Source organism: Halobacteriovorax sp. JY17, from assembly GCF_002753895.1.
Taxonomy (GTDB): domain Bacteria; phylum Bdellovibrionota; class Bacteriovoracia; order Bacteriovoracales; family Bacteriovoracaceae; genus Halobacteriovorax.
The window spans coordinates 809895-826574 of the sequence record NZ_NJER01000002.1; the positions used below are offsets into that span (position 1 = coordinate 809895).

20 protein-coding genes are annotated in these 16680 nt (G+C 36.4%); 6 read left to right on the forward strand and 14 right to left on the reverse strand.

Translation table 11 applies throughout. From position 1 onward, the window contains the following. Window positions 1–33: 33 nt before the first annotated feature. From hpt to CES88_RS12105, 3 genes are read left to right on the forward strand one after another with little or no spacing between them, the layout of a single operon-like run. Complete coding sequence (gene hpt / locus CES88_RS12095; RefSeq protein ID WP_290734691.1) at window positions 34–552, forward strand: hypoxanthine phosphoribosyltransferase; 519 nt, start codon at window positions 34–36, stop codon at window positions 550–552. Further along, window positions 539–1546, forward strand: coding sequence for a hypothetical protein (locus CES88_RS12100; protein ID WP_290734693.1), 1008 nt, complete (start codon window positions 539–541; stop codon window positions 1544–1546). Before hpt ends, CES88_RS12100 begins: the two co-directional genes overlap by 14 nt. A gap of 12 nt (window positions 1547–1558) precedes the next feature. Next, window positions 1559–2506 (forward strand): hypothetical protein, encoded by a 948-nt coding sequence (locus CES88_RS12105; protein ID WP_290734695.1) that lies wholly within the window; start codon window positions 1559–1561, stop codon window positions 2504–2506. On the opposite strand, the gene CES88_RS12110 is transcribed toward CES88_RS12105, so the two are convergent. Continuing rightward, window positions 2478–2957, reverse strand: coding sequence for a hypothetical protein (locus tag CES88_RS12110; protein WP_290734697.1), 480 nt, complete (start codon window positions 2955–2957; stop codon window positions 2478–2480). The two genes, CES88_RS12105 and CES88_RS12110, sit on opposite strands and share 29 nt — an antisense overlap. A 22-nt stretch (window positions 2958–2979) precedes the next feature. Between CES88_RS12110 and CES88_RS12115 the strand changes: the two genes are divergently transcribed. Beyond that, window positions 2980–3915: a calcium/sodium antiporter gene (locus CES88_RS12115; protein ID WP_290734699.1), complete on the forward strand. Its 936-nt coding sequence runs from the start codon at window positions 2980–2982 to the stop codon at window positions 3913–3915. 63 nt (window positions 3916–3978) lie between these two features. On the opposite strand, the gene CES88_RS12120 is transcribed toward CES88_RS12115, so the two are convergent. The 5 genes from CES88_RS12120 to tsaD are packed head-to-tail and all read right to left on the reverse strand — an operon-like array spanning window position 3979 to window position 8145. Further along, a complete protein-coding gene (locus tag CES88_RS12120) occupies window positions 3979–4455 on the reverse strand; it encodes a glutathione peroxidase (protein ID WP_290734700.1) in 477 nt (158 codons plus the stop codon). A gap of 11 nt (window positions 4456–4466) precedes the next feature. Beyond that, complete coding sequence (gene smpB, locus CES88_RS12125; protein ID WP_290734701.1) at window positions 4467–4916, reverse strand: SsrA-binding protein SmpB; 450 nt, start codon at window positions 4914–4916, stop codon at window positions 4467–4469. 7 nt (window positions 4917–4923) lie between these two features. After that, entirely contained in the window at window positions 4924–6243 is a 1320-nt protein-coding gene (locus CES88_RS12130; RefSeq protein ID WP_290734702.1) for a hypothetical protein, read from the reverse strand. A gap of 13 nt (window positions 6244–6256) precedes the next feature. Next, on the reverse strand, window positions 6257–7060 hold the full coding sequence (rsmA, locus tag CES88_RS12135) for a 16S rRNA (adenine(1518)-N(6)/adenine(1519)-N(6))-dimethyltransferase RsmA (RefSeq protein WP_290734704.1): 804 nt from the start codon (window positions 7058–7060) through the stop codon (window positions 6257–6259). Beyond that, window positions 7060–8145 carry a tRNA (adenosine(37)-N6)-threonylcarbamoyltransferase complex transferase subunit TsaD gene (gene tsaD / locus CES88_RS12140; protein WP_290734706.1) on the reverse strand — a complete coding sequence of 362 codons (1086 nt, stop codon included), beginning with the start codon at window positions 8143–8145 and terminating at the stop codon, window positions 7060–7062. The genes rsmA and tsaD overlap by 1 nt, the downstream gene beginning before the upstream one ends. 59 nt (window positions 8146–8204) lie before the next feature. Here tsaD and CES88_RS12145 point away from each other — a divergent pair, with 59 nt between their 5' ends. Continuing rightward, on the forward strand, window positions 8205–9047 hold the full coding sequence (locus tag CES88_RS12145) for an alpha/beta hydrolase (RefSeq protein WP_290734708.1): 843 nt from the start codon (window positions 8205–8207) through the stop codon (window positions 9045–9047). Here the strand turns inward: CES88_RS12145 and CES88_RS12150 are convergent. Genes CES88_RS12150 through pal form a run of 4 tightly spaced genes read right to left on the reverse strand, consistent with a single transcriptional unit; the run spans window position 9044 to window position 12259 of the window. Next, on the reverse strand, window positions 9044–10645 hold the full coding sequence (locus CES88_RS12150) for a multiheme c-type cytochrome (protein ID WP_290734710.1): 1602 nt from the start codon (window positions 10643–10645) through the stop codon (window positions 9044–9046). The two genes, CES88_RS12145 and CES88_RS12150, sit on opposite strands and share 4 nt — an antisense overlap. A gap of 8 nt (window positions 10646–10653) precedes the next feature. After that, window positions 10654–11421, reverse strand: coding sequence for a tetratricopeptide repeat protein (locus tag CES88_RS12155; RefSeq protein WP_290734712.1), 768 nt, complete (start codon window positions 11419–11421; stop codon window positions 10654–10656). Window positions 11422–11447: 26 nt separating this feature from the next. Beyond that, window positions 11448–11750 carry a DUF4398 domain-containing protein gene (locus tag CES88_RS12160; RefSeq protein ID WP_290734714.1) on the reverse strand — a complete coding sequence of 101 codons (303 nt, stop codon included), beginning with the start codon at window positions 11748–11750 and terminating at the stop codon, window positions 11448–11450. Continuing rightward, on the reverse strand, window positions 11750–12259 hold the full coding sequence (gene pal / locus CES88_RS12165) for a peptidoglycan-associated lipoprotein Pal (RefSeq protein ID WP_290734716.1): 510 nt from the start codon (window positions 12257–12259) through the stop codon (window positions 11750–11752). Before pal ends, CES88_RS12160 begins: the two co-directional genes overlap by 1 nt. Before the next feature lie 443 nt (window positions 12260–12702). On the opposite strand from pal, the gene CES88_RS12170 reads away from it, so the two are divergent. Continuing rightward, window positions 12703–13095 carry a response regulator gene (locus tag CES88_RS12170; protein WP_290734719.1) on the forward strand — a complete coding sequence of 131 codons (393 nt, stop codon included), beginning with the start codon at window positions 12703–12705 and terminating at the stop codon, window positions 13093–13095. Here CES88_RS12170 and CES88_RS12175 read toward each other — a convergent pair. From CES88_RS12175 to CES88_RS12190, 4 genes are all read right to left on the reverse strand, one after another. Next, complete coding sequence (locus CES88_RS12175; protein WP_290734721.1) at window positions 13088–14104, reverse strand: GntG family PLP-dependent aldolase; 1017 nt, start codon at window positions 14102–14104, stop codon at window positions 13088–13090. The genes CES88_RS12170 and CES88_RS12175 overlap by 8 nt on opposite strands. A gap of 77 nt (window positions 14105–14181) precedes the next feature. Continuing rightward, a complete protein-coding gene (locus CES88_RS12180; RefSeq protein WP_290734723.1) occupies window positions 14182–15147 on the reverse strand; it encodes a hypothetical protein in 966 nt (321 codons plus the stop codon). A gap of 8 nt (window positions 15148–15155) precedes the next feature. Further along, window positions 15156–16013 (reverse strand): DUF4423 domain-containing protein, encoded by an 858-nt coding sequence (locus tag CES88_RS12185; RefSeq protein ID WP_290734725.1) that lies wholly within the window; start codon window positions 16011–16013, stop codon window positions 15156–15158. A 63-nt stretch (window positions 16014–16076) separates the two neighbouring features. Further along, on the reverse strand, window positions 16077–16592 hold the full coding sequence (locus CES88_RS12190) for a hypothetical protein (RefSeq protein WP_290734728.1): 516 nt from the start codon (window positions 16590–16592) through the stop codon (window positions 16077–16079). Window positions 16593–16680 lie beyond the last annotated feature (88 nt).

The window sequence follows — 16680 nt, forward strand, 5'->3', positions numbered from 1 at the left end:
TCTCTATGTATTAATTAAGACAAGAGGGTTTTTATGTCATTTCCAGAGTTAATATCAAAACAATCAATTCAAGTTCGGGTTAAAGAGTTGGCCGAGAAAATCACAAATGATTTTTCCGGTGAAGAAGTCGTTGTTGTTGGAGTTCTTAAAGGCTCATTTATTTTCTGCGCTGATTTGATTCGAGAAATGAATCTGCCAGTTATTTTAGACTTTATTTCTGTTTCATCTTACGAGGGAACTGAGTCTACTGGTGAATTAAAAATCAATCTGGACATCAAAACTAATATTGAAGGAAAGAATGTTATTCTTGTTGAAGATATTATTGATACAGGCTTAACGATTTCATCACTCATTGAAAGGTTTGAAGGCCTTAATCCAAAATCCCTCAAGGTTGCTACTCTTCTTTATAAACCAGCTAGGATTAAGCATAAGGTTGATATAGATTACCTTGCTTTTGAAATTGAAGATCACTTTGTGATTGGTTATGGGCTAGACTTCAATGGTCTTTATAGAGAGATACCTTACGTAGGAATTTATAATGGCGAAGTATAGTGGCTCTGTAAGAGTTGACTTATTAGGGGGAACTCTTGATCTGGAACCAATTAATTTAATTATTCCAGAAACAATTACATTGAACTTGGCGACAAGTTTAAAAGCAGAAGTTCATATTGAAGAATTTGAAAAAGGAAAAGTTCAGATTCACTCTCTCGATTATGATACGACTGAAGTTTATGAAACTGCTGACTTTACTTCTGAGAAGTTGCTAGGGGATCACTTTGGTCACTTTAGTTTTGTTTGCCAGATATTAAATCACTTTGAATTAAATAGTGGAATCAAGCTTAATTTAAAATCAGGATCTCCTCCTGGCGCTGGGCTTGGTGGTTCATCATCAATGGGAATCACTCTCTATAGTGCTATTTGTAAATACCTAAACCTTGATTTAGACAGACAGCTCGGCGTAAATATTGTTCGAGGAATAGAGGGAAGAATGCTGGATTCAGGTCCCGCAGGCTATCAAGATTATTATCCCGCTATTTATGGTGGAGTACTTGCACTTGTTCCAAGTCCTGGGAAAGTTACTGTAGATCAACTCTATAGTGATAACTTAAAGAGTTTCTTAGAAAAGAATATTACTCTTGTGTACTCAAGACAGACGAGACTTTCAGGAATCAATAACTGGGAAGTTTATAAAGGCTTCTTTGATAAGAATGAACTCATAAGAAAAGGTCTAGGAGAGATTGCTTCTTTAAGTCAGCGAGCTTATCAAGCAATTAAATCGGAAGATTTCAGCGAATTACCAGAGCTTATTTCCAAAGAGGGAGCTATTAGAAAAGAGCTTTTTCCTGGAATTGTTTCTGAAAAAATGAATATGGTGTATACTAAAGTGGTAGAAAAAGTTCCAACTGCCGGTATTAAGGTTTGTGGAGCGGGTGGAGGAGGATGTTTCCTAATTATTCACCCTGAAGAAGCTAAGAGTTTAGTAAATCAAATTATCACAGAGAATGAAATGGATGTCTTACCATTTTCAATTGAGAAACCTCTATAACAGAGAGCCTATGTGAGTGAATCTAAAAATATTGCTGGAATGAGTATGAAAGGCGGAAGAAAGGATAATTTCTTCTTCTGCTTAATTGAGTACTACGAAGATAGCCAGCGGTGGTTTCTTAGGTCTATGCTTCAAGTGAAAGATGAAGAAGGACTTGAAGGCGATGATGCTATTCGCTCTTGGATTGAAGATTATAAAGTTAATCAACTCGTTGTCGATTTTCCTCTTACATGGCCCGCTTGCCACTCTTGCGAATTAGAATGCCCAGGTTCAAAGAATTGTCCTGTTGATGAAGTCGTTAGTGTTAGAGATAGAGTCACTTCAATCTTAGAAGAAGATACTAGCATTAGAGACCGTCATCATAAAGAGTATGAGAGATCGAGAAACTTAGATGATGAATTTGATATGGGAAGAGACCTTTGGGATAAAGAGTCTCACGAACACCTTCTTTCAAGATCATTTAAAAGAAGATTGAAGAAAGGTTTTCTTCCTTACTGGAATCGCTCTGTCGATTTCTGGATTTGGAAGTATTACTACGATCAATACTTAGAGTTATTCACTTCTTCTTATGATTCATTTGGAAATACATCTTTAATGATTCTTTCTCGCTTCTCTTATCTTCGAAGACATTTCCCTAACAATATTGATCTCTATGAAGGTAATGTGAACCTAACTCTTATTGAACTTCTTCGTGGAAAAATACTTTTGAATAGAGATATTCAAAATATGAGTGATATTGAACAAGGTGTAGAAGCGAGACTTGATATCATAAAGAAAATAGAGGCCAAGTTAAATATCTTCATCTATGAACATGATCTAGAATTGATTGTAAAAAATCCTAGGGCCTTTGATTCTTTTATTTTGGCGGTTACAGGTCAGAGAAATCTCTTAGATAAAGTTCGAAATCTTCCTCTTTGGACAAGACCATCTCTTACGAGACTTTTGGTGCCGAAGTTTTAGGTTTAAACTGACTAAGCCCAATGAAGACGTAAATCATTAAAGCGCCAGAGGCCACATAGGCTAGATTCATCCCCCCATTTAGTAAGTTTGAAAAACCTAGTAGAAATAACCCAAGTCCTCCTAGAAATGACTGAATCCTTAGGTATTTATAAGCAAATACTTTGTCTTTGTTATAGTAGAAGTAATTTATAGCGTGAATAATCAGCACACCTATAAACATCGCAAGCATTGCTTGTTTAGATAATTGATAGAGCTCGGTAAAGAAGTTTTTAGGAATCATATTCTGTGTGAGAGCTGGATTCTTCTTCACTTCAGTCGTGATGAGAGAGTATATTCTTGGAAATGCATCTATCCAAATATAATAAAAAATGAGAATATCACCAAGTAAACAAAAAAGTATGGCCAGTTTTTTAAATGTCTTTTCTGTGAGATTTTTATATAGATTTTCCATATTTCAATTATAGGACAGGTTTATGACACTACAAGTGATTTTATTAATATTCTCTATTGTAATGCTATATTATGGAGCAGAATTCGCTCTTGAGTCTGCAGAAAAGATTGGTCTCTATCTGGGAATGTCTCCGTTAGTTATTGGATTATTAATTGTAGGCTTTGGAACTTCTCTACCAGAGTTCTTTGTTTCTCAATTGGCATGCTATAGAGGGGAGAGTCCTATTGCTCTGGGGAATATCATTGGCTCCAATATTGCCAACCTCTTCTTAATTATGGGAGCAGCTGGAATTTTTGTGCCACTTCACTTAGCGCGTACAGAGATTAAAGTTCAACTCTACTTTCATATTGGAATTACTGCTATTCTTGCAATTATACTTTTCCAATCGAATCTCTATTGGTGGGGAACAGGTCTTCTTCTGTCTTTTTTTGGTGTTTATCTTTGGAATACATTTAGAGAAATGAGAAAACAGAGACACTTGAGAACTGTGAGTAAAGAAGACCTTGAACATGAAATGGGTCCGATGCTTTATATTAAACTTATCGTAGGATTTGTTCTTCTCTACTTTGGAGGAGATCTCTTAGTTAGTTCTGGTTCAAAAGTTGGAGTGATGATGGGAATATCAACCTACGTTATTTCTGCTGTTTTTGTGGCCTTTGGAACATCATTTCCAGAGCTTGTTACTGCAATTTTAGCCTGTGTAAAAAAGAAGGATACTGATCTCATTACTGGTAATATCATCGGCTCTAATATTTTCAATGTGGCCTTTGTTCTTGGATCTCTAGGTCTTTACGATGTCCCTATTGAACAGAATTATACACTTGAGTTATCTGTACTAGGTTTTGCATCAGTTTTCTTAATTGGAATTGCGCTTGCGAAGAAAAACTTTTATAAACTATCGGGAGTTATCTTTCTCTCAACCTACGGCGCTGTTGTTTACCAATGGGTGACAGCTTAGCCTATAAAGATGAGGAACTTCTTTAGTAATAAGTGACAGAGAAGACGAATTGTAGTCAAAGACTTAAAGTAATTTTTTGATATCACTTTCAAGAGATTCTGGCTTACTCGTTGGGGCAAACCTTGTAATCATCTCACCATCTTTAGAAATAAGAAATTTAGTGAAGTTCCACTTGATTTTCTTTGAACCGAGAAGGCCTGGCGCTTGATTTTTTAAGTATTCGTAGAGTGGATGAGTGTCACTTCCATTCACATCAATTTTATCAAAGAGTGGAAAAGAAATATTAAATTGCAGATCGCAGAAAGAGGCGATCTCTTCGTTAGAGCCAGGCTCCTGTGATCCAAATTGATTACAAGGGAAGGCCAAAACTTCAAAACCTTGATCCTTATATTTCTTATAGAGCTCTTCTAGACCAGCGTATTGAGGAGTAAATCCACATTTTGAGGCGGTATTTACGACTAGGAGAACTTTATCTTTATAATTAGATAATTCAACTTCTTCTTTCTTATTATTCTTAACTTTATAATCGTAAACACTCATAGAGTCCTCTCTTATTCGTAGATACCTTTTTGTAATTTTCTTTGAACTGTTTTTTCTTGCTCATCAGCTCTCTTGTCATGAAGCTTCTTACCACGCCCCAGTGCAATTTCTAGCTTAACGATTGAGCCCTTGAAGTAAATCATTGTTGGAATCAATGTTAAATTCTGTGCTTTCATTTTATGAAAGAGTTTTACAATTTCTTTTTCATGTAGGAGAAGTTTTCTCTTTCTATCTTCGACATGGTTATTGATATTTCCAAATTCATATTGTGGAATTTTTATATTAAATGCCCACACTTCACCGTTACTATCAATCGTAATATGTGACTCAGCAATAGAAACTTTTCCAGCTCTCAAGCTCTTAACTTCTGTTCCAACAAGAACCATTCCAACTTCCATCTTATCTTCTAAGCTGTAGTCAAAATGTGCTCTCTTATTTTTTGCAATTATTTTAATGCCCATTTTCTTCCTAGTAATTCAGAGTCAGTCCAAGACTTCCTACGAGAACACTTCCACCAATTTTATATCCAGGAGCTCCAATCTTATTACCTGGATCACCATTTTCTAGTCCCGCAGTCTTAGAGACTGTCTTATCCTCTAACATATGATACTGCAGAGAGCCTCCAAGCTGTAGAGGAATTTCAAAGAATTTAGTTTTGTATAAGGCAGCACCTGTAAGTATTGTAGAATCCGTATCTAATGAATTACCGGCGCCTGAAAAATCTCCATCAATTGGAGTAGGTTTATAGGCAATACCTAGGTCAAGCTCTATACTTTCTGTTAGAACTAATCCCATACCAAGCTTTGGAATAAAAATATCTTTCGTTTTTAAAACTTCATAATCACTACTTGGTTGAATTCCACCGCCACGCTTAGCTACTTTCATTAGAGGAGTCTTATAATTACCCCACATTTGGTATTCAACTGAACCGTATAGTTTTACCATTCCTAATTGAGTGCCTGTACCAAGTCTGAAGATATGTGGATCGTAGAAGATCATCGATGTGATATTTAAATCGAGAATATAGTCTGTCGTTGTAGAAATTGAAACTTTACCAAAGGCATTTGCTTCAAGATTATTTTTCATTTCTTGCTGATAAGAAAAGTAGAGTTGAAAATCATCTGCTGGCTTATAAATTGTAGAAAAGATAAGTCCAAGGGATGGCTTTACTTTTGACTTCATCGAACCATAAGATCCATAATCACTTTGAATAGATACGTTTGTATCTGCCGTAGCTGCCGCTTGAAATCCAATCTGTGTTCCAATAGAAAAGGCCCACGCTTCACCAAAATTTTTGGCATAATTTAAAAGAGCAATAGTTCTTCTATATCTTGATCTATACATGACGTACTCAGGAAGAAATGCGTTTCCTGAGTTTGTTTCGATCAGCGACCCAATTGGTGCACTGATACTAAGACCAATCGTTCCAAGCTTTTTTGCAAGAGGGAGGGCGAGGTGCAAAGAACCACTGTAGTATTTTTGATAAGATGTTGAAACAGAACCCACTTCCTCGTTTAATGCTGGGTCTTGAAAGGAGTCATTTTTAATGACAACGCCATTGATTGGCTCGAAGTCTGTTACAGCAGAGGAAATTGAAGTGGATAGATTAAATGTTTCTGTGAATGCCATCTGTGCAGGAATGTAGTAATTATTAGCAGGATCATTATGATTTAAATTTGCTTGATTACCAATACCTGAAGTTGTTACGTGAGTTCCAAAGAACTCAAAGTAATTAGCACTAACACTTAGGGAAAGAAAAAATAAGAGAGTAGTGATGATTGTTTTCATATAACACCTATGTTTACTTTAATTCTTTGTATAGTTTTTGAATCGTCTCTAGTGAAAATGATTCTGCTCTATCAGTTCTTTGTATTTCACAGTCTAGGAATGCTTTTTCTAGAATTTCTGGTTCGTAGAAGTTTTTTAACACTCCACCAAGTTGCTTTCTCTTAAATTGAAAAACTTTTCTTAGGAATTTTTCAAACTCATGAAATTCTGAAAGAGGTATAACTGGAGTAGCGATTCTCTTGAAACTTACTACTGTTGAATCAACTTTTGGTGGTGGTTGAAAAGCAACGGGAGGTGCTTGGCAGAGAACTTCAACTTCAAAGTAAGTCTGAGAGAGAGCGAGAAGAGAGCCCATTGCTTTATTCTTCTTCTTTGAAATAAAAGTAATAACTTTATCTGCAACTTCTTTTTGAAACATTAGAGTCATATACTTGATCTGTGAAGCTTTTATAAAGTTCACAAGCAAAGGGACGCTGACGTTATAAGGAAGATTTGAAACTAACCAAATATCCAAATCACTTATCTTCTTCTCTTCAAAGAACTCGCTTAAATTAACTTCTAGAGCGTCACAAAGAGTGATTGCTTCACTTGGGATAAACTTCTCTAAATATTCAGGAAAGCGTTTATCTTTTTCAATGACGTAGAAAGGAAGATCGTGCTTGGCCAAGAACTCAGTAAGTATTCCTGGTCCCGGACCAACTTCAATGATGGCCCCCGCTTCATCTTTAAAATCATCTGTTATATCATCAATTACTTTCTGATCTCTTAGAAAGTGTTGGCCTAAATTCTTATCAGCCCATGGGAGAGACTTTGTCACTAGAGGTGTCCTTTCGTCAGTAGATCTTTTTTAGAAATATAGCGGCCCTTGGCATCGAGAGTTAAACACTCTGGAAACTTGATCGCGCTCTGTTCAATTCGGTGAGCGTAGTTTGCAACCATTGCTCCGTTATCTGTACAAAAAGCAGGTTGCACAAAGAAGACGTCTTTATAAGTTTCAATGAGAACTTTTCTAAGATAGCTATTGCAAGCAACACCACCTCCAACGACAACTTCTAGCTTCTTTGGGAAGCGCTCGTTAACGGCCTTCATTGCATACTTAAGTTTTAACTTAAGGGCGCCAACAATTGCGTGTTGGTAAGAAGCGCAAACATCTTTTAGGTCTTGCGAGTAATTATCTCCACCTGGATGAAGAACGTGAGGATTCTTTTCGACAAATAATCTAAGGGCCGTTTTCACTCCTGAATAGCTTAGTCTACAATCAGCAGAACTCTTGAGTCCTATTGGGAAACTATATTTTAGAGGATCGCCACCTCTTGCTAGATCATCAATTAATTTTCCTGCAGGATAGCCAAGGCCTAGGATTTTTCCACCCTTGTCAAAAGCTTCCCCCGCGGCATCATCAATAGTAGAGCCGAGGATTTCAAAATCTCTCTGTGATGTCACAAGGAGAAATAGTGAATGTCCGCCAGATACCAGCAGACCGATATAAGGATATCTTGTCGTTCGTGATAAGTGGATTGCTTCAAGGTGAGCAAAGAGATGATTCACTGGAATAATTGGTTTTTCAAAAATAAGAGAAAGAGTCTTTGCCGTATTGAGACCAGTAAGTAGAGGACCTAGAAGTCCTGGCTGAGTGGTCACACCAATGGCCGCGATATCTTTCATATCAATATTTACAGACTCTAGTGTTTGTTTAAGTAGAGGAACTAGTTTTGCGAGGTGATTACGCGCCGCAATCTCAGGCACCACACCGCCCCACTTACTTAAGAGCTCTTCTTGGGAGAATGATTTCTGAGTTATGACACTCGGAGGAGTGTCTAAGTCTTTAGAATCAGTCTCGATTATAGCAATGGAGGTATCGTCGCAACTTGTTTCGATGCCCAATATAAACTTTGTAGTCATAGAATCAGAATCCTAGCATAATAGTCTGTATTTATTAAATCTTTTAAGGTTTTTAGTCTATGAAAAAGCTCCTACCGCTAATATTGTTAACCTTTTTATATGGGTGCTCTTCTTTCTTCTACTTTCCGACGAAGTACTTCTACGCGGACCCGAAACAACATAATGTGGCCTACGATGATATTGACTTCAAATCAACCGATGGAACGGATCTTCACGGTTGGTTCATGTATGACAAGTCTTACGAAAAAGATAAGAAGAAAAAGAAGAAGGGGCTCATTCTCTTCTTTCACGGAAACGCACAAAATATCACTTCCCATTGGCTAAATCTTGGTTGGATGGTGAAAGATGGTTATGATATCTTCATTTTTGATTATAGAGGTTATGGACTCTCAAAAGGGCAGGCCAATCAGCAGGGACTTAATAAGGACTCTATAGCAGCTCTTAATTGGGCCCACGCTAAGTCGAAAGAATATCCTAAGTTCATTGTCTACGCTCAGTCTCTGGGTGGGACGGTGAGTATGCGTGCCATGAAAGATATTGATTTTAAATCTGATATTGATCTCTATGTTCTAGATTCAACTTTTAGCTCTTACCAAGATATTGCCTTTGATAAATTAAAGAACGCTGGAGTCTTTGTGGCACTAAGTCCTCTTGCTTATATTCTTGTGTCAGACGAATACGGACCATATAAGAATTTAGATCAATTCAAGATGCCCATACTTATGATTCATGGAAATAAAGATGTGGTTGTTCCCTATAAATTTGGTGAGGAAATTTATAAGAAGCTTAAGACAGAGAAGAAGTGGTGGTGGACCGTTGAAGACGGCTCACACACCGATGTTTTTCATCCTAAGCACTTGCAGTATAGAGCGAAGTTCTTAGATTTCTTAGAGAAAATTTAACTCTTAGGACAACCAACTTTCTTCATCATATCAATGAACTTCGTTTCGTTGACCTCTTTGCCTTGGTACCACTCTGGACTTTGATCTGGATCGTGGCAATTGAGACACTTCGTTTTCATATTCTGATACTTTGCTTTAGAAGAGAGTTCTACTTCGTTTGTAGAGAAGGGATGTTCTAGATGCTTATCGTGACAATTTAAACACTGAACATTGGCAAAGTTATGTTTAACACCCTTTCTCTTATCAAGCTCTTGCCATCTCTTTGAAAGATTCTCAATACTATTTGGAGGAAGCTTTCTAACAGAAGAGAAGTCTAAGAAACTCTCTTTGAGCTCTTTCATATAATCATTCTTTAATTTCTTTAGCTTTGCCTCATCAGTTTCTTCAAAGTGAACGATATCTTTTGCCTTGGCAAAACCGTGAGGAGAGTTGAGACCGAGACTATGACACTTAATACAGGCTAAATTATTTTCTTCCTGTGCTTTTATTAATGTTAAGTAGGCAATGGAGTGGGGCGTTTTCTGCCAGTGGTCCGATTGGGCCTGATGGCACTCTAGGCAGGAATTAGAAGTATTAAACTTTTGTACACCCATTGATGAAACAGTCATGGCATTTTGCTCTTCAACTTGGATTTTTGAAAGCTGCTCTTTGTGCTTTGTTAGAAATTCTCTAAATGGGTTAGGGTTTAGGAATTTCGCTGTCTCATCTCTCGTTTCATGGATTTCAAAACTGTCCTTTGACTTATCAGACTTTAAAGAAATTTTTATTTCCCCGAGGTAGTGATTCCTTGAGAGAACTTGCACCATTTTGGTTTTCCCTTCTTCTACTGGGAACTTAGTGAAGCTCTGAGAGTGAGATCCAATAATCCAATCTAGTTCAGTAAATCTCTTGGCAAGTTCTGTATCTATATCAATACCAGCATTTGTGAGTGCAATCAGTCTATGAAAAGGACTTCCTTTCTTGTAACCAGCCTCCTTAAGCTCTTTTCTTATTGTATCAATAACAGAGAAAGGGGAGAGGAAAGCATTCCTATAATTTCCTTCAAATATATTTGGATCAGATAGAGCAATGAGAAAAATTCTATGAGGTCCCTTTTCTAAGATAGCAAATTTCTTATGCTCTAAAGGGAAGCTCGCTGAAGGGTTTGAAATAAGGTAAGTGAAATTATTTTCTTTTTGAACTTCTTTTAAAAAATCCCATCCCATTGCTAAATCTTGCTCTCCAAGAAGCATATAGGAGAGATTTAGCATTCCTAGACCTTTTGCTAAATTCTTTCCAGTAAAAGTCAGTGATTTTTCAAGTGTTGCTGGTAATGAAGAAGAGGCGAAGAAAGTATCTCCACTGTCTACATAAAGTATATCGCTATTTTTCTTTATTTGATGAAAGACTCCAGCAACTTGCGGAAGTCCTCCTAGAGGATGGTGTCTACAGCCACATGGGTGTGTTTCCCCGTTTATATTGTGGCTAAAAATGATAGAGAAGTTATCCTTATCAATTCCTGTTACATTGTATTCGCCTTCATCAATTGTATTTATAAAGTAAGTACACGATGAAATCATTAAACACATAAGTAGTGTCAACAAGTAACTTCTCTTCATATTTTATCCTATAGCTTAGCTAGTAATGACTTAGCCTCTTTTACTTTCTTTGAATTTGGAAATCTCTTAATAAGCTCTTCTAGAGTTTGCTTTGCTTGTTCACTTTGATTAAGTCTCTTTAAAGTCTTTGAAAGGTAGAGTAGTCCATTTGCATTGTAATTTGATTTTGGAAATTCAGTAAAAAGCTTACTAAAGAAAACAGTCGCATCGTTATTATTCTTATTTATATAAGCAGACATTCCAAGGTTATGGAGCACTCTTGCTCTTTGTTTTCCTTTTATACTACTCTTTGATTCGAGTGCTTGTAGTAGGGCCTGAGCTTTCTTATAGTTTCCCGATGAATAGGCGCTCATGGCCTCTTGATAAGGACTTTCTTTTTTTGAACTTTTTGAAGAAGTTTTAGAAGAGAGCGTACTAAGAAGTTTCTGAAGATATTTATCTTGCTGTTCTAGTTGAGAATCGATCTTTGTTAACTTCTCATCATTGGCCTTATCTTTTTCTTCAAGCAATGTGATTTTAGCTTTTAATTCTTCAACTTGTTTTGTGAGCTGCTCTTTAGTGTTGTGGTTTGAGTCCTCAACTTGTCCGGTAAGCATACCAAGTCTTTCTTCAATATTTTGTAGTCTAACATTTGCACCGGCGGTGAGTTTTTGATTTTCGACCATTTGAATTGAAATATTGTCTACGACTTGTTCTCTTTGAATTTCTTCTTGTGTTTTACATGCAGTTACGGAAAGCAGTGATGCTAGCACCAGCCATTTCATTTGATGTTTCATAAAGATTCCCTTCTATAAAAAACTAATTATAAATTTTCGAGTGTCTGTTTTCTAATGGCGATAAACTCTGCTCTTTCAGAAAACTTCTTAGATAGGATAGCGTATTGTTTGGCTTTATTGAAATACTTTCTCTTATATGCTGACTTTGCTTTTAGATAGTAAAATTCAGCTTTTCTGAAGATTCCTGGGGAGAGTGTTTGCGCTTTAGATTCTTTGGCAGCGAGGAAGGCCACCTGCGCCAGACTCATTTCAAGCTTTGGGCGTGTGGTCGCTAAACCACATCCCCAAAGTTGAATAAATATTAGGCTTATGAGTACTTTTTTGATCATTATTTAGCAGTAATAATAAAATTACCTCTTCTATTTGATCCCCATGCACTTTCGTCATGTCCAAAAGCAACTGGTCTTTCTTTACCAAAAGAAATTGTCGAAATTCTTGAAGAGTTAACTCCCATTGCTACAAGGTGCTCTTTTACAGCTACAGCTCTTCTTTCTCCAAGAGCAAGGTTGTATTGAACTCCGCCTCTTTCATCACAGTGACCTTCTACTTGGATTTCTACTGAAGGGTTAGCTTTTAGAAAATCTGCGTTTGAGTTAAGTGTGTCACGAGCACTTGTTGAAAGTACTGATGAGTTAAAACCAAAGAATACAGTCTTGATTGGTCCAGCTTTTCCTGAATCAGAGTCAGCATTTAGCTCAATTGCAGAAGCATCTGTTCCCACAGATTCCATAGTTTGATTGTCATTAACTTCTTTCTTCTTAGTAGAGCTACAGCTCGCTAGTGAAAGAGAAAGAGTTAATACAGCAAGTAAAGTCATTGGCTTGAAAGTAAATTTCATTTGTGCTCCTTAAATATGTTAAAAAAGATTCTTAATCTTATAAGTTATTGAGATATTATAACGAAAAAAACTCTTATTAGGTACAGTAAATGTGAAAAAACTCTTTACCTGATTGTTCTTGTCAGTCTTGTTCGTTTGTTATCGTGATTAATAAAATTAAAGTGAGTAAGTAGGGCGGTGAAACCTCTGTGCTAAAGGTGCCTCTAGGATTTGCCTCGTTATTAGTAGAAGTCATCTCTTCATAGAGAGAAAATCTTCTAGGCATAAATAGTGGAAAGTAAAAGGAGGTGGCACTGCGAATCTTGCCGGTCTAAAGACTTAGAAAAAGTAGTCATTTAAAGATGTTTAGGCTTTTTGTTAAAGAAATTCTTTAGTCTAACATTAAAGAGTTTGGTGAGAAAAAAAATAGAGTTATAATAGGAAGAAATTCAGAGGATAAATCTATGATTAATATTTTAGCTGTTGATGATGAAGACGATATTGCAGCTCTTTATAAAGTCTTTTTTAAAAAAGAGCAGAAGAAAGATCTAGTGAGCTTACACTGTGTGCGTTCAGGACAGGAGTGTATTGATTTTTTAAATAGTAAAGAAGGTGAAAATACTCATATTGTATTATGCGATATAAACATGCCAGAAATGGATGGTTTTGAAGTTCTCACACGAATTAAGCAGACGATGGAAAGTGTTAAAGTCTTCATGATTTCAGCTTATGATAACGATGAATACCTGGAAAAAGCAGTTAGTTTAGGAAGCGAAAAGTACTTCACAAAACCAGTAAATTTCCCGCTTTTAAAAGAGACTATTCAAGAAATTTATCCAAATTACCACGCTAGCTAAATTGGTTTAAAACCTCTTCTATCCTAGCTAAACAATCCTCTTGTAAATCTAGGTGAGTCACAAATCTTATGGCCTGCTCACCAAAGTGGACAGCAAGAATTCCATGTGATTTTAGAAATTCTAAAAATTCTTTAGGACTTATAGTTTCTTTTAAATGAAAGATCACAATATTCGTTCTTACTGGAACAACTCTCTCTATAAAATCGAACTTTGAAAGTGTTAATTCAAAATTCTTCGCAAGAGTATGATCGAGTGAAAGTCTTTCTATATGGTGGTCTAGAGCGTAGGTTCCGGCTTGAGCAAGAAATCCTGCCTGCCTCATACCACCTCCGAAAACTTTTCTTATTCTCTTGGCCTTATTTATAAAATCTTTACTACCAAGGAGAAGAGAGCCTACTGGACACCCAAGTCCTTTGGATAGACAAATCGAAATGGAGTCAAAAATATTTCCGAGATCACTCGCAGTGTAATCCTCTTCAATTATCGCATTGAAAACTCTAGCCCCATCTAGGTGAAGTAATAGATTATTCTCTTTAACTACTTGTTTAATATCTTTAAGTTCTTGGTGAGTATAAGTATTTCCACCACCTCTATTTGTCGTATTTTCTAATGAAACTAGACGAGTGATAGGCTTATGAATATCGTCAGGATTAATGGAGGATAGAACTTGCTTAGCAGTCATCTTTCCATTGATTCCATCTACTAATTTTACGCTGGCCCTTGAATTATGAAAAATACCACCACCTTCATATTGATAAATATGGGATTCTTTTTCAACAATGATCTCTTCAAGTGCACCAACATGAGTTGATATTGCAATTTGGTTAGTCATCGTTCCTGACGGACAAAAGAGGGCAGCTTCCATTCCAAATAAGGTCGCAGCTTTTTCTTGCAGACCATTTATACTTGGGTCCTCGTTGAAGACATCATCTCCAACGGAAGCGCTCATCATGGCCGCAAGCATTTCGGGGGTAGGTTTTGTAACGGTATCACTTCTAAGATCTATCATAGAAGAATATTACTTTATAAGTATTTATTTAACAAATACTTGTTAGACAGGCCTAAGAGATAGGCCTGTGGAGTTATTTACTTAATGTCTATCTTAATAGATCTTAAGAAAGGATTTCTTCTTCTAAATGAGTTGAATTTAAAAGTGATATCTAAATCTCTTTGCTCTGTTCTGATATTCCCTTCTGTGTCTTGGCAGTAAATATCGATCCAGTAATCAATTCCAATTTTTGAATTCCAATCGTTTTGGATAGGTCTTCTCCAATGTCCATTAGAGAGATTAAAACCGTAGACGATTTCATTTTCTAAGCACTTAATCTCTTCGTAGATATCATTATTCAAACTCTTAGCTTTTCCTCTGAAAGAGTAGCTAATTTTTGAATTGATATAGTTAAACTCACTAGAAAATAGGCGAACATCAAGGTTGTGCTTATTCATGATAAATCTAAGAACCTTCCAATTTGAAGACCATTGATTTCTAACTTTTGCTCCAAGCTGATCGAGTAGGCTATGGTTTGCAATACCTGCTTGATGTCCCAGCTCATGTACAATTATTCCTAGCATGGCCGGAATATCGTCAACGATAGCCTCTGCTATATCTAGATTAACAAAAATAGTACTATCTTTAGTGAAACCAGTCTTTGCTACTCTTGATGTTTGGTCGTCTTCGGTTAGGAAGAATCCCTCAGCATTCTTTTCTGATAGAAAAACAATAGGTCTATTTTGAGAAACCTTTTCTATATAAAGTGAGTTAATTTCTTTTAAAAGAAGTATTTCTTCAGATGAAAGTCCACACTCATAATTATCTAAGCAGTTTTGGATCGCAGTTTGAAGACTATAGTATGCAGACATAAAGTTTTGTTCAAGAAGTCCGCCGCCATTTCCAACGATGTCTCCTGAGCCGAGTCTTGCCATTATTTGAGCTGCTTCTCTTTCAAATTTAACATTAAGTAATTCTCTCTCAGGTAGAGAAAGTCTCACAAGTTCAGCAGAGAGTGATATATTTGAAATAAGTAATAAAATTAAAATCGCAGTGTTCTTCATTTAATTTCCTAGTGTTTTATAACTTCACGTGTGTGTCTGAAAAATTGCATATTCAACTGATAGAGGTCATCGGCTTCAGTTGTTGAGAATTTTTCATTGAAATCTTTTATAAATTCAAAAATATATTTCTTAGCAGCATCAACATCTTCTGGTTTAACTTTCATTGTTACAGAAGTTACTTGTCTTTCTTTAACAGATTGTTCTTCAATGGCCTCGAGAGCTCTATTAATCATGCCAAAGTGATGTCTCTTAATTGCAGAACTTGGAACGTCATTAGTTGTTAATAAACCTTCTTTTAAAACAATCAGTTTACCATTTTCATCACGACCAATAGTCTTCATCTCCATCATGATATTTAGAGCGTTTTTAATTTGCGATGGAGTAACTTTCTTTCTTAGCTTCTTAAAAATCCAGTCTTCATCTTCAATGAAGCTTGGAGTTGAAATAAGTTGCTTGATAGCTAGAAAGTACCACTCACTAATTGCTGAGAATTCTTTTAGTCCAAGGGAAATCGCTGTTGAACCTGAGTTGAGTTCAGCAATCTTTTCTAAGATTTCTTTTGTATCTTTCTTCTTCTTATTAGCTTTTTCTAATTGAACGAGAAGCATTAGGTATTGCTTCTCTTTAATGCTCATTTCTAAATCTTCCGTAAGAGCATTAATCATTTCGAAACTAGGAGAGCGTTGCCCCTTAATAACCATTGTTAATGAACTTGGAGATTTATAACCAAGGCGAAGTGCCCATGATTGAAGATTGTTTGAAGTATGCGAGTAGAGACCGTCAGGCATTCCTACCTTAACGAGGTAATCTCGATAATTATCGAAATCAAATAGTGAAATTCTAGGTTGTTCTACCGTTTCTTTCATAATTCTCTTTTGTTTAAATAAGAAAAGGCCCTTCTAGGAAGGACCTTCATCACACACTATATCTTATTGGCAATCTTCGATTGAAAGTGTCTTTGTGAAAAGCTTTCTACCGATTCTGTCATCTCTATCAGATCCACCTGATCTAGTAACTCTATGTACATCAACTTCGTGAGAAAGTGGAAGAGTGTAGCTGTAAGTTTCGTATGCTTCACATACTCTGTTACCGTCTCTTCTAGAACCTTCGTATCCCCATTTTGTACATCTTTCTCTTGTACCTTCGATAGCTGCTACACCGTAGTAATCAACAGTTCTAGTACAAACTCTATCTCTATCTCCACCACCACGTGTCCAAGCAACACACTTGCTGATAGTTTTCTTAGTTTTAAGAACGTCACCATCTTTACATACGAAGAACGCAGAAGTCATAGGACCGTTATCAAGCTTAACACTTGGAGCTTTGAAAGTTACTTTTGTGAAATGATCTTTAATTGTTTCCCATGAGTCAGAAGCTGTTGGCGTGTGAGCTGAAGCAGATGCTGTCATGATGATTGTAGCTGCAAGGATAAAAAGTTTTTTCATTTTGTTCTCCTAATGAGTTAGTTGTTTAGTTCTTATGAACTGTGTTTCAAATCTGAAATCAAACTAACTTTTGGATTCTTCTTCGTAA